The sequence below is a fragment of the Streptomyces sp. NPDC101227 genome (assembly GCF_044767545.1).
In the GTDB taxonomy this organism is placed as follows: Bacteria; Actinomycetota; Actinomycetes; order Streptomycetales; family Streptomycetaceae; genus Streptomyces.
Window position 1 is genome coordinate 42,075 of the sequence record NZ_JBIWOD010000032.1, and the last position, 14,066, is coordinate 56,140.

Consider the following 14,066-nt stretch of genomic DNA (forward strand, 5'->3'; position numbering starts at 1 on the left):
GACACCCCTTAAGGGCTCTCCCTAAGGGCTCTCCTCCAGGGGCCTCCTCCTAAGGCGCGTGCCGGTCCTTGGCGCCGAGTCCCTCGTCCTCGGCGTCGGTCCACAGCGCGGAGTCGTAGGGGGCGTCGGAGACCGGCACCATCTCGTCGTCGGCGGTGCCGGGGCGGGCCGGCTGCGCGCCCGTGGCGCTCTCCTTCAACAGGCCGAGGCTCTCGCGCAGATGGTTCGTGTCGCTGAGCACCCGGCGCATGTCCAGACCGGTCCCGACCTGCTTCTCCAGCCGCGATACGGACCGGACCAGCTCCGTCAGGTTGCTTTCAACCGCCGTCATCTCGTCCTTAAGGGACATAACGTGCCCTCACCTCCGAAGGTGTGGTGGGCGATCTCATGCGCCCGCGAGTGTCGCGCGTCACAGTAGGCGTTGGGAAGGGGTCCGGCGCGATTACGACTCGAACCGGTGCGTTTCGGCAAACATGCGCCGCGGCGGGGGTCGAACGGAGATGCGGAGTCGGCGCGTACGGGCCGTCCGCGCGCCGCCGTTGGGGCGGCGTTTCACCGGCGCACGGGGCCCGGCACTGGGCCGCCCGGGTGACCTTCCCGGGGCGGTCGACGTGTCGTGTGGCCGCGTCGCGACCGGTCGCCTTCAGTGGGGGAGCCATAGATGTGATGAGCCGCAAAGTCGGCCGGACGTGTTGGCGCGGCGCGGGCGAGCCTCGGAGGTAACTGCCATGACCGACCAAGTCAGCTCAGCGTGCCGCAGGCGCCGCTGTGCCGCGCTGATCGCGGCGGGGGTGCTGCTTCCGCTGCCCGTCCTGGCCGGATGCAGTGGCGAGGACTCCGACGCGGCGGTCGCCTCCCAGGACATCGCCCCGGCGTCCCGGGAACGGCTGAAGGACGGCGGCACGATCCGCTGGGCCGTTGACACCATGCCCGGCACCCTCAATGCCTTCCAGGCCGACGCCGATGCCACCACCGCGCGGATCACCGGCGCGGTGCTGCCCACTCTGTTCACCCTTGACGACCGCGGCAGACCGCAGCGCAACGCCGACTACCTGGACGCCGCCGACATCACCGCCCGCGAACCGAAGCAGGTCGTCACTTACAAGATCAACCCCAAGGCGCGGTGGAGCGACGGCCGCAAGATCGGCGCGCAGGATTTCATCGCCCAGTGGAAGGCGCTGCGCGGCAAGGACAACGCGTTCTGGACGGCCCGTAACGCCGGCTACGACCGGATCGCCAAGGTCACCCAGGGGAAGCACAAACACGAGGTCAAGGTCACCTTCGGCAGGCCGTACGCCGACTGGCGGTCCCTGTTCACACCGCTGTATCCGCAGAGCGTGATGGGCGACGCCGATGCCTTCAACGACGGGACCCGCGAGCGGCTGGGGGTGGCGGCCGGCCCGTTCATGGTGGGCGAGTGGGAGAAGGACAGCGACCGCGTCACCCTGGTCCGCAACCCGAAGTGGTGGGGCGCCCGCGCCAAGCTCGACCGGATCGTCTTCACGGAGCTGCCGCGGGACAAACGGGCCGCCGCCCTGGCCGCCGGGTCCGTCGATGTCGCCGAGATCGACCAGGGGGCCGCCAAGAAGGTCGCCTCGGCCGGCCACCCGGCGGGCTCCGCACCCAAGGCCGGTACGGACGCCAAGCCCGCGGCCCCCGCCACGCTGCGCGGCTACACCGTCCGCAAGGCCCTCGAACCCGCCTACACCCAGCTCGCCCTCAACGGCAGCACCGGCCCGCTCACCGATGAGCGGGTCCGCCGCGCGGTGGCCCGCGCCATCGACCGGCAGGCGCTCGCCGACACCGTCCTCAAGCCGCTCAGCCTGCCCGCGAAGCCGCTCGGCAGCCATCTGCTGCTGGCCGGGCAGGACGGGTACGCGGACCACAGCGACGCGATCGGCGGGCAGGACACCGCCGCCGCCAAGGCGCTGCTCGCCGACGCGGGCTGGAAGCCGGGCGGGGCCACCGAGCAGGCCCGCCGGAAGCCCGGCGCGGCCGCACCCAGCGCCTCGGGCGCAGCCGTAGAGGCGTCCCCCAAGAGCGGCTCCTCGGACGGCCGCAACCCGGAGCGGCCGGGCCGGGCCGCCGCGGACGCCCGGTCCGATGCCCGGGCTCCCGGCGCCCGGCCCGCGGCCGCCGAGGCCCCGCTGTCCGCCGCGGGCGCGGTGGGCTCCGAGGTCCAGCAGTCCGCCCTGCTGCGGCAGAGCGCCGCCTTCTTCAAGGCGGAGGCCGCGGCCCGGCAGGAGGCCGACGGCGGCGCCACCGAGGCCTCCCGCCGGTACCAGCGGCGCGCGGCACGGGCGCTGGGCGACGCCGAGCGGGTCGAGACCGGGCAGGACGCCGCGACCGGTGCGGCGCACCCGCCGAGCGCCGAGCAGGCGCGCGAGGCGCGGGCCGACGAGGAGCGGGCGCACCCGGTGGCCGCCGCCCAGGTCGCCGCGGACGAGGACCCCGAGGCCAAGGGCGCGCCGCAGCGGCAGGCAAGGCCGGTGACGGCACCGGCCTTGGGCAAGAACGGCAAGCCGCTGACCCTGCGCTTCGTCCTCCCCGACGGCGCGGGTTCGGAGCAGTTGCGCACGGTGGGGGAGCACATCTCGGCGATGCTCGGCAAGATCGGCATCCAGACCTCCGTCCAGCGGGTCGCCGACGCCAGCTACTTCCAGGACCACATCGCCGCCGGCGACTACGACCTGGCGCTCTACTCCTGGCCGGGCACCGCCTACCCCGCGACCGACGCCCGCCCGATCTACGCCAAGCCCGAGCCCGCGGCCGACGGTTCCCTCGCCGTCGAGCAGAACTACACCAGGGTCGGCACCGACCACATCGACCAGCTCTTCGACCAGGCCACCTCCGAGCTGGACGAGGAGGAGGCCGGCAATCTCATGGCGCAGGCGGACGCCCGTATCTGGGCCGCCGCCGGCTCCATCCCCCTCTACCAGCGCCCGGAACTGGTGGCCACCAGGAAGTCGCTCGCCAATATCGGCGCCTTCGGTTTCGCCTCGCCCCGCTTCCAGGACATCGGCTACACGAAGTAAGGGTGGAGCCAGAGCTGACCGGGAGCTAACAAAGGGTAAGAAACCGCAGGTCAGATGGTGTGCGTACGGGCTGTGGCGGCCGAAGTCGCCGCAGCCCCGTACCATGGGGTGAGGTCGTGGCGTATGCAAGCCCGGCCGAGAGGCACACGTACCGGACCGTACGTGCCGCCACCCACGATCCGGGAGAAGCGCCGCCAGTATGCCCACCCGTCACGACATTCGTAACGTAGCCATCGTCGCCCACGTCGACCACGGCAAGACGACCCTCGTCGATGCCATGCTCAAGCAGGCCGGCGCCTTCGCCGAGCACGCTGCCGAGAAGCTCGACGACCGGATGATGGACTCGAACGACCTGGAGCGTGAGAAGGGCATCACGATCCTGGCGAAGAACACCGCCGTCAAGTACCACCCCAAGGACGGCGGGGACCCGATCACCATCAACATCATCGACACCCCCGGCCACGCCGACTTCGGTGGTGAGGTCGAGCGCGGCCTGTCGATGGTGGATGCGGTCGTCCTGCTCGTGGACGCCTCCGAGGGCCCCCTCCCGCAGACCCGTTTCGTGCTGCGCAAGGCCCTCGCGGCCCGGATGCCGGTCATCCTGTGCATCAACAAGACGGACCGCCCCGACTCCCGGATCGACGAGGTCGTCAACGAGACCTACGACCTGTTCCTGGACCTGGACGCGGACGAGGAGCAGATCGAGTTCCCGATCGTCTACGCCTGTGCCCGTGACGGCGTCGCCTCGCTGACCAAGCCGGAGGACGGCACCGTCCCGGCCGACAGCACGAACCTCGAGCCGTTCTTCAGCACCCTGCTGGCGCACGTCCCGGCCCCCGAGTACGACGAGTCGGCGCCCCTCCAGGCGCACGTCACCAACCTCGACGCGGACAACTTCCTCGGCCGTATCGCGCTGCTCCGCGTCGAGCAGGGCGAGCTGAAGAAGGGCCAGTCCGTCGCCTGGATCAAGCGCGACGGCACGGTGGCGAACGTCCGCATCAGCGAGCTGATGATGACCGAGGCGCTCACCCGCAAGCCGGCCGAGAAGGCGGGCCCCGGTGACATCTGCGCCGTCGCGGGTATCCCCGACATCATGATCGGCGAGACCCTCGCCGACCCGGAGAACCCGATCGCCCTGCCGCTCATCACGGTGGACGAGCCGGCCATCTCGATGACCATCGGCACGAACACCTCCCCGCTGGTCGGCCGCGGCGGCACGGGCAAGGGCGCGGACGCCAAGGCGGCGATAAAGGACCGCAAGGTCACCGCCCGTCAGGTCAAGGACCGCCTGGACCGCGAGCTGATCGGTAACGTCTCGCTCCGCGTCCTGGACACCGAGCGCCCCGACGCCTGGGAGGTGCAGGGCCGCGGTGAGCTGGCGCTCGCGATCCTCGTCGAGCAGATGCGCCGCGAGGGCTTCGAGATGACCATCGGCAAGCCGCAGGTCGTCACCAAGCAGGTCGACGGCAAGACCCACGAGCCCGTCGAGCGCATGACCATCGACGTGCCCGAGGAGCACATGGGCGCCGTCACGCAGCTCATGGGCACCCGCAAGGGCCGGATGGACAACATGTCCAACCACGGCTCCGGCTGGGTCCGTCTGGAGTTCGTCGTCCCCTCCCGCGGTCTGATCGGCTTCCGTACGGAGTTCCTGACGAACACCCGCGGTACGGGTATCGCCCACTCCATCCACGAGGGCCACGAGCCGTGGTTCGGCGAGCTGAAGACCCGTAACAACGGCTCCCTGGTCGCCGACCGCTCCGGCGCCGTCACCGCCTTCGCGATGACGAACCTCCAGGAGCGCGGTGTGCTGTTCACCGACCCCGGCACCGAGGTGTACGAGGGCATGATCGTCGGCGAGAACTCCCGCGCCGACGACATGGACGTGAACATCACCAAGGAGAAGAAGCTCACCAACATGCGCTCCTCCTCCGCCGACTCCTTCGAGGCGATCGTCCCGCCGCGCAAGCTCTCCCTGGAGCAGTCCCTGGAGTTCTGCCGCGACGACGAGTGCGTCGAGGTGACCCCGGAGGCCGTCCGCATCCGCAAGGTCGTCCTGGACCAGAAGGAGCGCGGCCGCAGCGCCTCGCGCGCCAAGCACGGCTGAGCCGTCGCCACCGTCCGATACGGGGCGCCCTCCTTCGGGAGGGCGCCCCGTCGGCGTTTCCCGGGCCGCCGGAATTCACACCGAATGGCCCGGCTTTTCATACCCCGCTCTTACGTTTTCCGCCACGGCATGGGGGATGATCGCAGCGCACCGCCGGTGTGCCATCCTTTCCGGCCATGACGACAGAACAACTCCGTCCCGGCCGGACGGTAATGGACAGGGCGCCGCATGCGCTGAGCAAGGTCCCGGAAGTCACCGCTTACTTCTGGATTATCAAACTGCTGACGACGGGTATGGGGGAAACCCTTTCGGATTACCTTGCCCATCTTCTCGACCCGATGGTCGCCGTCGGCGTTGCGGGGGTGTTGCTGCTGGTCACGCTGGTGGTGCAGCTTCGGATACGGCGCTATGTCGCTTGGGTCTACTGGACCGCCATCGTGCTGGTGAGCGTCTTCGGCACCATGGCCGCCGATACGGCCCACGTCGGTCTGGGAATTCCCTATCTGACGGCCACGCTGATCTTTCTCGCCCTCCTCGCCGTGATTTTCGTGCTCTGGTACGCGAGCGAGAAAACCCTGTCCATTCACGGGATTCACACCCGCCGCCGAGAATGCTTTTACTGGGCCACGGTGCTGGCCACTTTCGCGCTCGGCACCGCGGCCGGCGATATGACCGCCGGCACCCTCGGCTGGGGATATCTCGGCTCCATCGGCGGGTTCGCCGTCGCGATGGCCCTGCCGGCCCTGGGGCACCGGACGTTCGGCCTGGGCGCCGTGCCCGCCTTCTGGTGGGCCTATGTGGTGACCCGGCCGCTGGGCGCCTCCGTCGCGGACTGGATGGCCACCTCCGTCCGCCACGGCGGGCTGGGACTCGGTACCGGGCCGGTCAGCCTCTACTGGCTGATCGCGATCCTCGGCTTCGTCGGCTATGTGACGGTCACGCGCAAGGACGTCGCCTGACCCGTCGCCCGGCACCGGGAGGCACGCGCGACCTCACGGCGGCGGCTGCCGGAGGGCAGTCCGCGCGCGGGCCCAGACGGCGGACGGCTCGAAGCGGTCCGCCGTCCAGGTGGCCGAGGTCAGCCGCCCGCGGTCCCGGTACGCCCGCATGACGGCCACATGCGGCGGCCATCCGACGAACCCGTGCAGGGCCGCGCCGTCGCGCCAGACGGCGACCGCCCCGCAGTGGCGCCGGGCCGGGGCCGCCCACAGCCACACGCCGACCGCCCCCTCCAGCTCCGGCCACCCCGCGGCGAGGCGGGTGGCCGCGCGCCAGATGCCCGGCAGGTCGGCGTGCCGGGGGAAGCGGAAGTCGGTGACGCTGACCAGCACCGGGCCGGGCGGCCGGGGTACGGGGCCGGGGATCCACGACGACCTCAGCACGGTGCCGCCGCCGTCCAGGAAGGTGACCGGCCCAGGAGGGTCAGGATCCGCTCCAGCGGGCCGCCGTCGCCGTCGGCCGGCAGGGCGGGGCGGAAGGTGCTGCCCGGGGCCGTCCGGCGGCCGTCGTCCGGCACCGCCTCGGCGACGGGCAGGGCGGCCCGCAGGACGTCGGGGCCGGGCGCGTACGGCAGGTCCAGGGCCCGGCTGACGTCCCAGCCGTGGACGACGCAGTCCACCAGGTGGAAGCCGATCGCCCGGCGGGCGGGGACGGTCGGGGCGGCCGGGAGATCCGCGAGCGTGAACGGGGATCCGGGGTCCCCGACGGCGGCGAAGGCCGCGATGACCTCCCCGGCCGCGGCGGCGTGGTCGGCGACGGGGTCCGGTCCGGGCCGGGGGAGCGCCCAGTGCGCGCGGTCGGCCCCGTCGCCCCGCGCGGCGGCGGCGAAGCCGCGGTGCTGGGCGGTCATATGGGCGAGCAGATCCCCCAGGGTCCAGGCCGCGCAGGGCGTGGGGCGCGCGAGGTCGGCGGCGGTGATGCGCCGCACGGCGGTTACGGAGTCCCGGAGGGCGAGGGCGTGCAGCTCGCGCAGGACGGGGAGCGGGAGGCGCCGGGGATCGGAATTCATGGGCGGCGAAGTCGTATGCATGTGCTTACGATGTGCTCGTGCTTATGATCTGTCAACCGGTATTTTTCTGGCCATGGGTGTGGAGCGAGACGGTGCAGACGGCAATGAGGGTGCGTCCGGCGGCGGGGCCCGGTCCGGCCGGCCGGATCTCGCGGCGATGATGGTGCCGCTGGGTCGCGCCCTGATGGCGGCCGAACGGCCGGTCCTGGACGCGCATGGGCTGACCATGTGGGCCTACTCCGTACTGCTGCGGCTCGACGCGACCCCGATCCGCTCCCAGGCGGCGCTGGCCGAGGCCATCGGGGCGGACAAGACCCGGCTCATCGCCGTACTCGACGATCTGGCAGCGCGCGATCTGATCGACCGCCGCCCCGACCCCGGCGACCGCCGGGTGCGGCTGCTGTCGCTCACCCCCGGGGGGCGCCGGCTCCGCGATGCCGTACAGGCGGACATCCAGCGCGGCGAGGACGAACTGCTGGCACCGTTCCCGGCGGTGGACCGCGACGCCTTCCTGCGGGTCCTGCGGGCGCTGGCCGCCGAGGCGCCGGCTACGCCGAAGGGAAGAGCCAGCGGATGACGGAGCCGGCCAGCAGCAGGCCCGGCACGGCCAGCCACCAGCGGCTGCGTAGCCACTGCGTGGCCAGGACGAACAGCGTCAGCAGGGTGACGGCCAGCGCCAGCGCCCCGGCCAGCAGGGAGGCCGTCTCTACGGTGCCGGCCGAGGCCGCCTCGTCCCACGGGCCCTCGGGTGCCGAAACCAGGGCCACGAAGAGGATGTAACAGGTGATCAGGTTCGACGGCAGCAGTATCGCGGCGCTGCCGATCGCTCCGGCGAGGTCCCCGCGCCCCCGGTGGTGCGCGTCAACGTGACCCATGCTTCCCGTCCGCTCCCCCGTGTGCCCCCGTTCGGTTCCGCCGATCATGGTCAGCGGGAGCGGGGGCGTCAAGCCGGCCGGTGAGCCGGCCCGCGCGGGCGGCCGATGCGGGCGTCCGGTCGCGGCCGTTCGGGGGGTTTCCCGGGTTTTCGGAGCGCGTGAGGTCAGCGCTGGGTGAATTATGCCCCCTTTTGCGCTCTTATATGGCCAAAGCGTGTTGGGAAACCTGAGGAGGCAGCACCCCATGCGTGGAGCCACGCGCGCGAAGTGGGCCGTATGCGCCGTCGCCGTCGCCCTCGCGGCCACGGCCTGTGGGGGCGGGGGCGGCGGCGGCTCGGAAAGTGCCGGGGTGGTCAGCTCGTCCTGGGGGGATCCGCAAAATCCGCTGGAGCCCGCGAACACCAATGAGGTGCAGGGCGGCAAGGTCATGGAGATGGTCTTCCGGGGGCTCAAGCGCTACAACCCCAAGACCGGTGCCGCCGAGAACGTCATCGCGGACTCGATCGAGACGACGGACTCGCAGAATTTCACCGTGAAGCTGAAGGGCGGCTGGACCTTCAGCAATGGCGAGCCGGTCACCGCCAAGTCCTTTGTGGACGCCTGGAATTACGGTGCGCTGCTCAGCAACAAGCAGAAGAACGCCTCGTTCTTCCAGTACATCGACGGCTTCGACAAGGTGCATCCGAGCAGCGGCACCCCGACGGCCAAGACGTTGTCCGGGCTGGTGGTGAAGGACGACAAGACCTTCACCGTCAAGCTGAACCAGAAGTTCTCCAGCTGGCCCGACACCCTCGGCTACACGGCCTTCATGCCGCTGCCGGCGGCGTTCTACAAGGATCACGACGCCTGGCTGAAGAAGCCGGTCGGCAACGGCCCCTACACGGTGGACTCGTACACCAAGGGCTCCGCGCTGAAGTTGCGCAAGTGGGACAAGTACCCGGGCTCGGACCCCGCGCAGAACGGCGGTATCGACCTGCGCGTCTACACCGACAACAACACCGCGTACACCGATCTCCAGGCGGGCAATCTGGACCTCGTCGACGATGTGCCGGCCGCGCAGCTCAAGAACGTCAAGCGGGATCTCGGGAACCGCTACATCAATCAGCCGGCCGGAATCATTCAGACCCTCACCTTCCCCATGTACGACAAGGACTGGGGCGGCGAGGGCGAGAAGGCGAAGCTGCGGCAGGGCATCTCGATGGCCATCGACCGCGACCAGATCACCAAGGAGATCTTCCAGAAGACCCGGACGCCCGCCACGGACTGGACCTCGCCCGTGCTGGGGGAGAAGGGCGGATTCAAGGGGGGCCTGTGCGGGCCCGCCTGTGAATTCGACGCGGCCAAGGCGAAGCAGCTGATCGCAGAGGGCGGCGGGCTGCCCGGCGGGAAGATGACGCTCGCCTACAACGCGGACACCGGGTCGCACAAGGACTGGATCGACGCGATCTGCAACAGCATCAACAACGCGCTGGGCAGCGACAAGGCGTGCGTCGGCGCACCGGTCGGCACCTTCGCGGACTTCCGCAACAAGATCTCGGCGAAGCAGATGACCGGGCCGTTCCGGGCCGGCTGGCAGATGGACTATCCGCTGATCCAGAACTTCCTGCAGCCGCTGTACTACACGAATGCGGCGTCCAACGACGGAAAGTTCAGCAACGCCGACTTCGACAATCTGGTCGACGAGGCGAACGCGCAGACCGACACCGGCAAGGCGGTCGCGAAATTCCAGGACGCGGAGCGGATCCTGGCCGAGCAGATGCCGGCCATCCCGCTGTGGTACCAGAACGGCAGCGCCGGCTATTCCGAACGGATCAGCAATGTGTCGCTGAATCCGTTCAGCGTGCCGGTCTACAACGAGATCAAGGTGGTGTGAGGCCCACCGGGCCCCGCTCATGGGACGCTATGTGATCCGGCGGCTGCTCCAGATGATCCCGGTGTTCATCGGCAGCACGTTCCTGATCTTCTTCATGGTGTACGCGCTCGGTGACCCCGTTGCCGCACTGTTCGGCGACCGGGCGCCGGACCCCGCCACCGCCGCTCAGATCCGTGCCGATCTCTATCTCGACCAGCCGCTGTGGAAGCAGTACGTGCATTACATGGGGCAGATCTTCCAGGGGAATTTCGGCACCGCCTTCAACGGCCAGTCGGTTACCGAGCTGATGGCGGACGCCTTTCCCGTCACGCTGCGGCTGACGCTCGTCGCCATCGTCATCGAGATGATCGCGGGTGTGGTGCTGGGAGTGTTCAGCGGGCTGCGGCGCGGCCGGAGCGTGGACACCTCGGTGCTGCTGCTCACCCTCGTCGTGGTGTCCATCCCCACCTTCGTCAGCGGCTATGTGATGCAGTTTCTGTTCGGCGTGCAGTGGGGATGGGCGGCGCCGACCGTCTCCACCGAGGCGCCGCTCAATGAACTCCTGCTGCCGGGGCTGGTGCTGGCGCTGGTGTCGCTCGCGTATGTCACCCGGCTGACCCGTACGTCGATCGCGGAGAACGCCCGCGCGGACTATGTCCGTACGGCCGTCGCCAAAGGGCTGCCCGGACACCGGGTCATCACCCGTCATCTGCTGCGCAATTCGCTGATCCCCGTCGTCACCTTCATCGGCACGGACATCGGTGCGCTGATGGGCGGCGCCATCGTCACCGAGCGCATCTTCAATATCCACGGCGTGGGATTCCAGCTCTATCAGGGAATTCTGCGGCAGAATTCGCCGACCGTGGTGGGCTTCGTCACGATTTTGGTGCTGGTCTTCCTGGTCGCGAATCTGCTGGTCGATCTGCTGTACGCCGTCCTCGACCCGAGGATCCGTTATGCCTGAGCCCTACGAGCCATATGGGGCCTATGTGTCGAAGGAAGCCATCGGCCACGGTGACGGCGGCCCCGCCGCGCTGGCCATCGGTGAGGCCGAGTCGCTGGAGCGGGTCCCGGGGGCCGGCCCGCCGGGGGGTGTGCCCACGGGCAAACCGCGCAGCCTGTGGAGCGACGCCTGGCACGATCTGCGCCGCAACCCCGTCTTCGTGGTTTCCGCGCTGGTCATCGTCTTCCTGGTGATCATCGCGATCTGGCCGCAGCTGATCGCCACCCAGAACCCCTACCGCGGCGATCTGGCCAGGGCGCAGGAGGGCGCCCGGCCCGGCCACCCCTTCGGCTTCGACACCCAGGGCCGGGACGTCTACACCCGGGTGGTCTACGGCGCCCGCGCCTCCATCACCGTCGGCGTCTGCGCCACCGCGGGCGCCGCCCTGCTGGGCAGCCTGCTGGGCGGGCTGGCCGGGTTCTTCGGCCGCTGGTGGGACACCCTGCTCTCACGCCTCGCGGACATCTTCTTCGGCATCCCGGTGATCCTCGGAGGCCTGGTCTTCCTCTCCGTCATCACCAGCAGCACCGTCTGGCCGGTGGTCGGCTTCATCGTGCTGCTGGGCTGGCCGCAGATCTCCCGTATCGCCCGCGGCGCCGTGGTCACCGCCAAACAGAACGACTACGTCCAGGCGGCCAGGGCGCTGGGCGCCGGCAACGGGCGGCTGCTGCTGCGGCATATCGCCCCGAACGCCGTCGCGCCGGTCATCGTCGTCGCCACCATCGCGCTGGGCACCTACATCGCCCTGGAGGCGACCCTGTCCTACCTGGGCGCCGGCCTGAAGCCGCCGACGGTCTCCTGGGGCATCGACATCTCCGCGGCCTCGACCTACATCCGCAATGCGCCGCACATGCTGCTGTGGCCCGCGGGCGCGCTGAGCATCACGGTGCTGGCGTTCATCATGCTCGGCGACGCGGTGCGCGACGCCCTCGACCCCAAGCTGCGCTGAGGAGCGGGCGGATGACCAACCCGAGCGATGACCCGGCCCCGCCGGACGACGCGGCGCCGACGGCGGACGGTGACGTCCTGCTCGACGTACGCGATCTGCGGGTGGAGTTCCGCACCCGGGACGGCGTCGCCCAGGCCGTCAACGGCGTGAGCTACCGCGTGGCGGCGGGGCAGACGCTGGCGGTGCTGGGGGAGTCCGGCTCCGGCAAGTCCGTCACCGCGCAGGCCGTGATGGGCATTCTCGACTCCCCGCCGGGGTTCGTGACCGGCGGCGAGGTCGTCTTCCAGGGGCGCGATCTGCTCCGGCTGAACAAGGAGGAGCGCCGCAGGGTCCGCGGCGCGAAGATGGCGATGATCTTCCAGGACGCGCTGTCCTCCCTGAACCCGGTCCTGAGCGTCGGGGTGCAACTGGGGGAGATGTTCCGGGTCCATGAGGGACTGTCCCGCAAGGAGGCCCGGGAGAAGGCCGTCGGGCTGATGGAGCGGGTGGGGATCCCCGCGGCGAGGGAGCGGGTGGGGGACTATCCGCACCAGTTCTCCGGCGGGATGCGCCAGCGCATCATGATCGCGATGGCGCTGGCGCTCGCCCCCGAACTGATCATCGCCGACGAGCCGACCACGGCCCTCGACGTCACCGTCCAGGCGCAGGTCATGGATCTGCTCGCGGAGCTGCGGCGCGAGTACCGCATGGGGCTCATCCTGATCACCCACGACCTGGGCGTGGTCGCGGATGTCGCCGACACCATCGCGGTGATGTACGCGGGACGGATCGTCGAGACCGCGCCCGTCCACCAGCTCTACAAGGCGCCCGCGCACCCCTACACCCGAGGCCTGCTGGAATCCATCCCGCGCCTGGACCGCAAGGGCCGCGAGCTGTACGCGATCAAGGGCCTGCCGCCCAACCTCACCGCCATCCCACCGGGCTGCCCCTTCAACCCGCGCTGCCCGCTCGCCCAGGACGTCTGCCTGACGGACCGTCCGCCGCTCTACGACGTGGGCCCCGGCCGGGCCAGCGCCTGCCACTTCTGGAAGGAGACGCTCGATGGCGCACGGTGACGGACCCCAGGCGCGGGCGGCGCTCGGCGAGCCGATCCTGGAGATCCGCGACCTGGTCAAGCACTACCCGCTCACCCAGGGCGTGCTCATCAAGAAGCAGATCGGCGCGGTGAAGGCCGTCGACGGGGTCACGTTCGACCTGCGCAAGGGCGAGACGCTCGGCATCGTCGGCGAATCGGGCTGCGGGAAGTCCACGCTCGCCAAGATGCTGGTGGGGCTGGAGCGTCCGACGTCCGGTCAGATCCGCTACCAGGGGCAGGACATCACCACGCTGTCCGGGCGCGCGATGAAGGCCGTACGGCGCAACATCCAGATGGTCTTCCAGGACCCCTACACCTCCCTGAACCCGCGGATGACGGTCGGCGACATCGTCGGCGAGCCGTATGAGATCCACCCCGAGGTGGCCCCCAAGGGAGACCGCCGCAAGAAGGTCCAGGAACTGCTGGATGTGGTGGGGCTCAACCCGGAGTACATCAACCGCTATCCGCATCAGTTCTCCGGCGGGCAGCGGCAGCGCATCGGCATCGCACGGGGCCTGGCGCTGCGGCCGGAGATCATCGTCGCCGATGAGCCGGTCTCCGCGCTGGATGTCTCCGTCCAGGCCCAAGTGGTCAATCTGCTGGACCAGTTGCAGGACGAGTTCGACCTCTCCTACGTCTTCATCGCACACGATCTGTCGGTCGTCCGGCACATCTCCGACCGGGTCGCGGTGATGTATCTGGGCCGCCTCGCCGAGACCGGCACCGACGAGCAGATCTACGAGCATCCCACGCACCCGTACACCCAGGCGCTGCTGTCCGCCGTGCCCGTGCCGGACCCGGACGCCCGCGAGCGCCGCGAACGCATCCTGCTGGCCGGTGACGTCCCCTCGCCCGCGAATCCGCCGTCCGGCTGCCGCTTCCGCACGCGGTGCTGGAAGGCGCAGCCGCTGTGCGCGGAGGTCGTCCCGCCGCTGGAGGTGCCCGCGGAGTTCCGGGACGCCGAGGGCCCGGCCAAGCACGCATCGGCCTGCCACTTCGCGGAGGAACGGCACGTCGTGCCGAGCGAATGACGCCGTGGGGGGGGGGGGGCCGGGGGGGGGGGGGCCCCCCCCCCCCGGGGGGGGGGGGCGGGCGTTGCCGGCCCCCCCCGGACAACCCCGCCCGCCCGGCCCGCCCCCCCCCCCCCCCCCCAGGGGCCCCC

13 protein-coding genes are annotated in these 14,066 nt (G+C 70.3%); 9 read left to right on the forward strand and 4 right to left on the reverse strand.

Features of this window, described 5'->3' with window-relative positions; genetic code table 11:
• Nucleotides 1–49: 49 nt before the first annotated feature.
• Nucleotides 50–349: a hypothetical protein gene (locus tag ACIRPT_RS39730; protein WP_403500981.1), complete on the reverse strand. Its 300-nt coding sequence runs from the start codon at nt 347–349 to the stop codon at nt 50–52.
• Between the two features lie 379 nt (nt 350–728).
• Between ACIRPT_RS39730 and ACIRPT_RS39735 the strand changes: the two genes are divergently transcribed.
• The 3 genes from ACIRPT_RS39735 to ACIRPT_RS39745 all read left to right on the forward strand — a co-directional run bounded on the left by ACIRPT_RS39735 (nt 729) and on the right by ACIRPT_RS39745 (nt 6,101).
• On the forward strand, nt 729–3,035 hold the full coding sequence (locus ACIRPT_RS39735) for an ABC transporter family substrate-binding protein (protein ID WP_403836578.1): 2,307 nt from the start codon (nt 729–731) through the stop codon (nt 3,033–3,035).
• 199 nt (nt 3,036–3,234) lie between these two features.
• The gene (typA, locus tag ACIRPT_RS39740; protein ID WP_403836580.1) at nt 3,235–5,142 is read left to right on the forward strand and encodes a translational GTPase TypA; all 1,908 of its coding nucleotides are present in this window, start codon (nt 3,235–3,237) and stop codon (nt 5,140–5,142) included.
• A gap of 176 nt (nt 5,143–5,318) precedes the next feature.
• A complete protein-coding gene (locus ACIRPT_RS39745) occupies nt 5,319–6,101 on the forward strand; it encodes a hypothetical protein (RefSeq protein ID WP_403836582.1) in 783 nt (260 codons plus the stop codon).
• A 33-nt stretch (nt 6,102–6,134) separates the two neighbouring features.
• On the opposite strand, the gene ACIRPT_RS39750 is transcribed toward ACIRPT_RS39745, so the two are convergent.
• Nucleotides 6,135–6,524 (reverse strand): hypothetical protein, encoded by a 390-nt coding sequence (locus ACIRPT_RS39750; protein ID WP_403836584.1) that lies wholly within the window; start codon nt 6,522–6,524, stop codon nt 6,135–6,137.
• The gene (locus ACIRPT_RS39755) at nt 6,518–7,171 is read right to left on the reverse strand and encodes a TIGR03086 family metal-binding protein (RefSeq protein WP_403836586.1); all 654 of its coding nucleotides are present in this window, start codon (nt 7,169–7,171) and stop codon (nt 6,518–6,520) included. Before ACIRPT_RS39755 ends, ACIRPT_RS39750 begins: the two co-directional genes overlap by 7 nt.
• A 52-nt stretch (nt 7,172–7,223) precedes the next feature.
• Between ACIRPT_RS39755 and ACIRPT_RS39760 the strand changes: the two genes are divergently transcribed.
• The gene (locus tag ACIRPT_RS39760; protein ID WP_403836588.1) at nt 7,224–7,727 is read left to right on the forward strand and encodes a MarR family winged helix-turn-helix transcriptional regulator; all 504 of its coding nucleotides are present in this window, start codon (nt 7,224–7,226) and stop codon (nt 7,725–7,727) included.
• On the opposite strand, the gene ACIRPT_RS39765 is transcribed toward ACIRPT_RS39760, so the two are convergent.
• Complete coding sequence (locus ACIRPT_RS39765; RefSeq protein ID WP_403836590.1) at nt 7,699–8,025, reverse strand: hypothetical protein; 327 nt, start codon at nt 8,023–8,025, stop codon at nt 7,699–7,701. The two genes, ACIRPT_RS39760 and ACIRPT_RS39765, sit on opposite strands and share 29 nt — an antisense overlap.
• A 244-nt stretch (nt 8,026–8,269) precedes the next feature.
• Here ACIRPT_RS39765 and ACIRPT_RS39770 point away from each other — a divergent pair, with 244 nt between their 5' ends.
• From ACIRPT_RS39770 to ACIRPT_RS39790, 5 genes are read left to right on the forward strand one after another with little or no spacing between them, the layout of a single operon-like run.
• On the forward strand, nt 8,270–9,898 hold the full coding sequence (locus ACIRPT_RS39770; protein ID WP_403836592.1) for an ABC transporter substrate-binding protein: 1,629 nt from the start codon (nt 8,270–8,272) through the stop codon (nt 9,896–9,898).
• A gap of 19 nt (nt 9,899–9,917) precedes the next feature.
• Nucleotides 9,918–10,841, forward strand: coding sequence for an ABC transporter permease (locus tag ACIRPT_RS39775; protein ID WP_403501004.1), 924 nt, complete (start codon nt 9,918–9,920; stop codon nt 10,839–10,841).
• Nucleotides 10,834–11,829 (forward strand): ABC transporter permease, encoded by a 996-nt coding sequence (locus tag ACIRPT_RS39780; RefSeq protein WP_403501007.1) that lies wholly within the window; start codon nt 10,834–10,836, stop codon nt 11,827–11,829. The genes ACIRPT_RS39775 and ACIRPT_RS39780 overlap by 8 nt, the downstream gene beginning before the upstream one ends.
• Nucleotides 11,830–11,840: 11 nt before the next feature.
• Nucleotides 11,841–12,884 carry an ABC transporter ATP-binding protein gene (locus ACIRPT_RS39785; protein ID WP_403836594.1) on the forward strand — a complete coding sequence of 348 codons (1,044 nt, stop codon included), beginning with the start codon at nt 11,841–11,843 and terminating at the stop codon, nt 12,882–12,884.
• Nucleotides 12,871–13,935, forward strand: coding sequence for an ABC transporter ATP-binding protein (locus ACIRPT_RS39790; protein WP_403836596.1), 1,065 nt, complete (start codon nt 12,871–12,873; stop codon nt 13,933–13,935). The genes ACIRPT_RS39785 and ACIRPT_RS39790 overlap by 14 nt, the downstream gene beginning before the upstream one ends.
• Nucleotides 13,936–14,066: the final 131 nt, after the last annotated feature.

Coding starts and splice junctions, on each gene's coding strand:
- ACIRPT_RS39730 (WP_403500981.1), bottom strand. CDS start 349: ATGTCCCTTAAGGACGAGATGACGGCGGTTGAAAGCAACCTGACGGAG.
- ACIRPT_RS39735 (WP_403836578.1), top strand. CDS start 729: ATGACCGACCAAGTCAGCTCAGCGTGCCGCAGGCGCCGCTGTGCCGCG.
- typA (WP_403836580.1), top strand. CDS start 3,235: ATGCCCACCCGTCACGACATTCGTAACGTAGCCATCGTCGCCCACGTC.
- ACIRPT_RS39745 (WP_403836582.1), top strand. CDS start 5,319: ATGACGACAGAACAACTCCGTCCCGGCCGGACGGTAATGGACAGGGCG.
- ACIRPT_RS39755 (WP_403836586.1), bottom strand. CDS start 7,171: ATGCATACGACTTCGCCGCCCATGAATTCCGATCCCCGGCGCCTCCCG.
- ACIRPT_RS39760 (WP_403836588.1), top strand. CDS start 7,224: ATGGGTGTGGAGCGAGACGGTGCAGACGGCAATGAGGGTGCGTCCGGC.
- ACIRPT_RS39765 (WP_403836590.1), bottom strand. CDS start 8,025: ATGGGTCACGTTGACGCGCACCACCGGGGGCGCGGGGACCTCGCCGGA.
- ACIRPT_RS39770 (WP_403836592.1), top strand. CDS start 8,270: ATGCGTGGAGCCACGCGCGCGAAGTGGGCCGTATGCGCCGTCGCCGTC.
- ACIRPT_RS39775 (WP_403501004.1), top strand. CDS start 9,918: ATGGGACGCTATGTGATCCGGCGGCTGCTCCAGATGATCCCGGTGTTC.
- ACIRPT_RS39780 (WP_403501007.1), top strand. CDS start 10,834: ATGCCTGAGCCCTACGAGCCATATGGGGCCTATGTGTCGAAGGAAGCC.
- ACIRPT_RS39785 (WP_403836594.1), top strand. CDS start 11,841: ATGACCAACCCGAGCGATGACCCGGCCCCGCCGGACGACGCGGCGCCG.
- ACIRPT_RS39790 (WP_403836596.1), top strand. CDS start 12,871: ATGGCGCACGGTGACGGACCCCAGGCGCGGGCGGCGCTCGGCGAGCCG.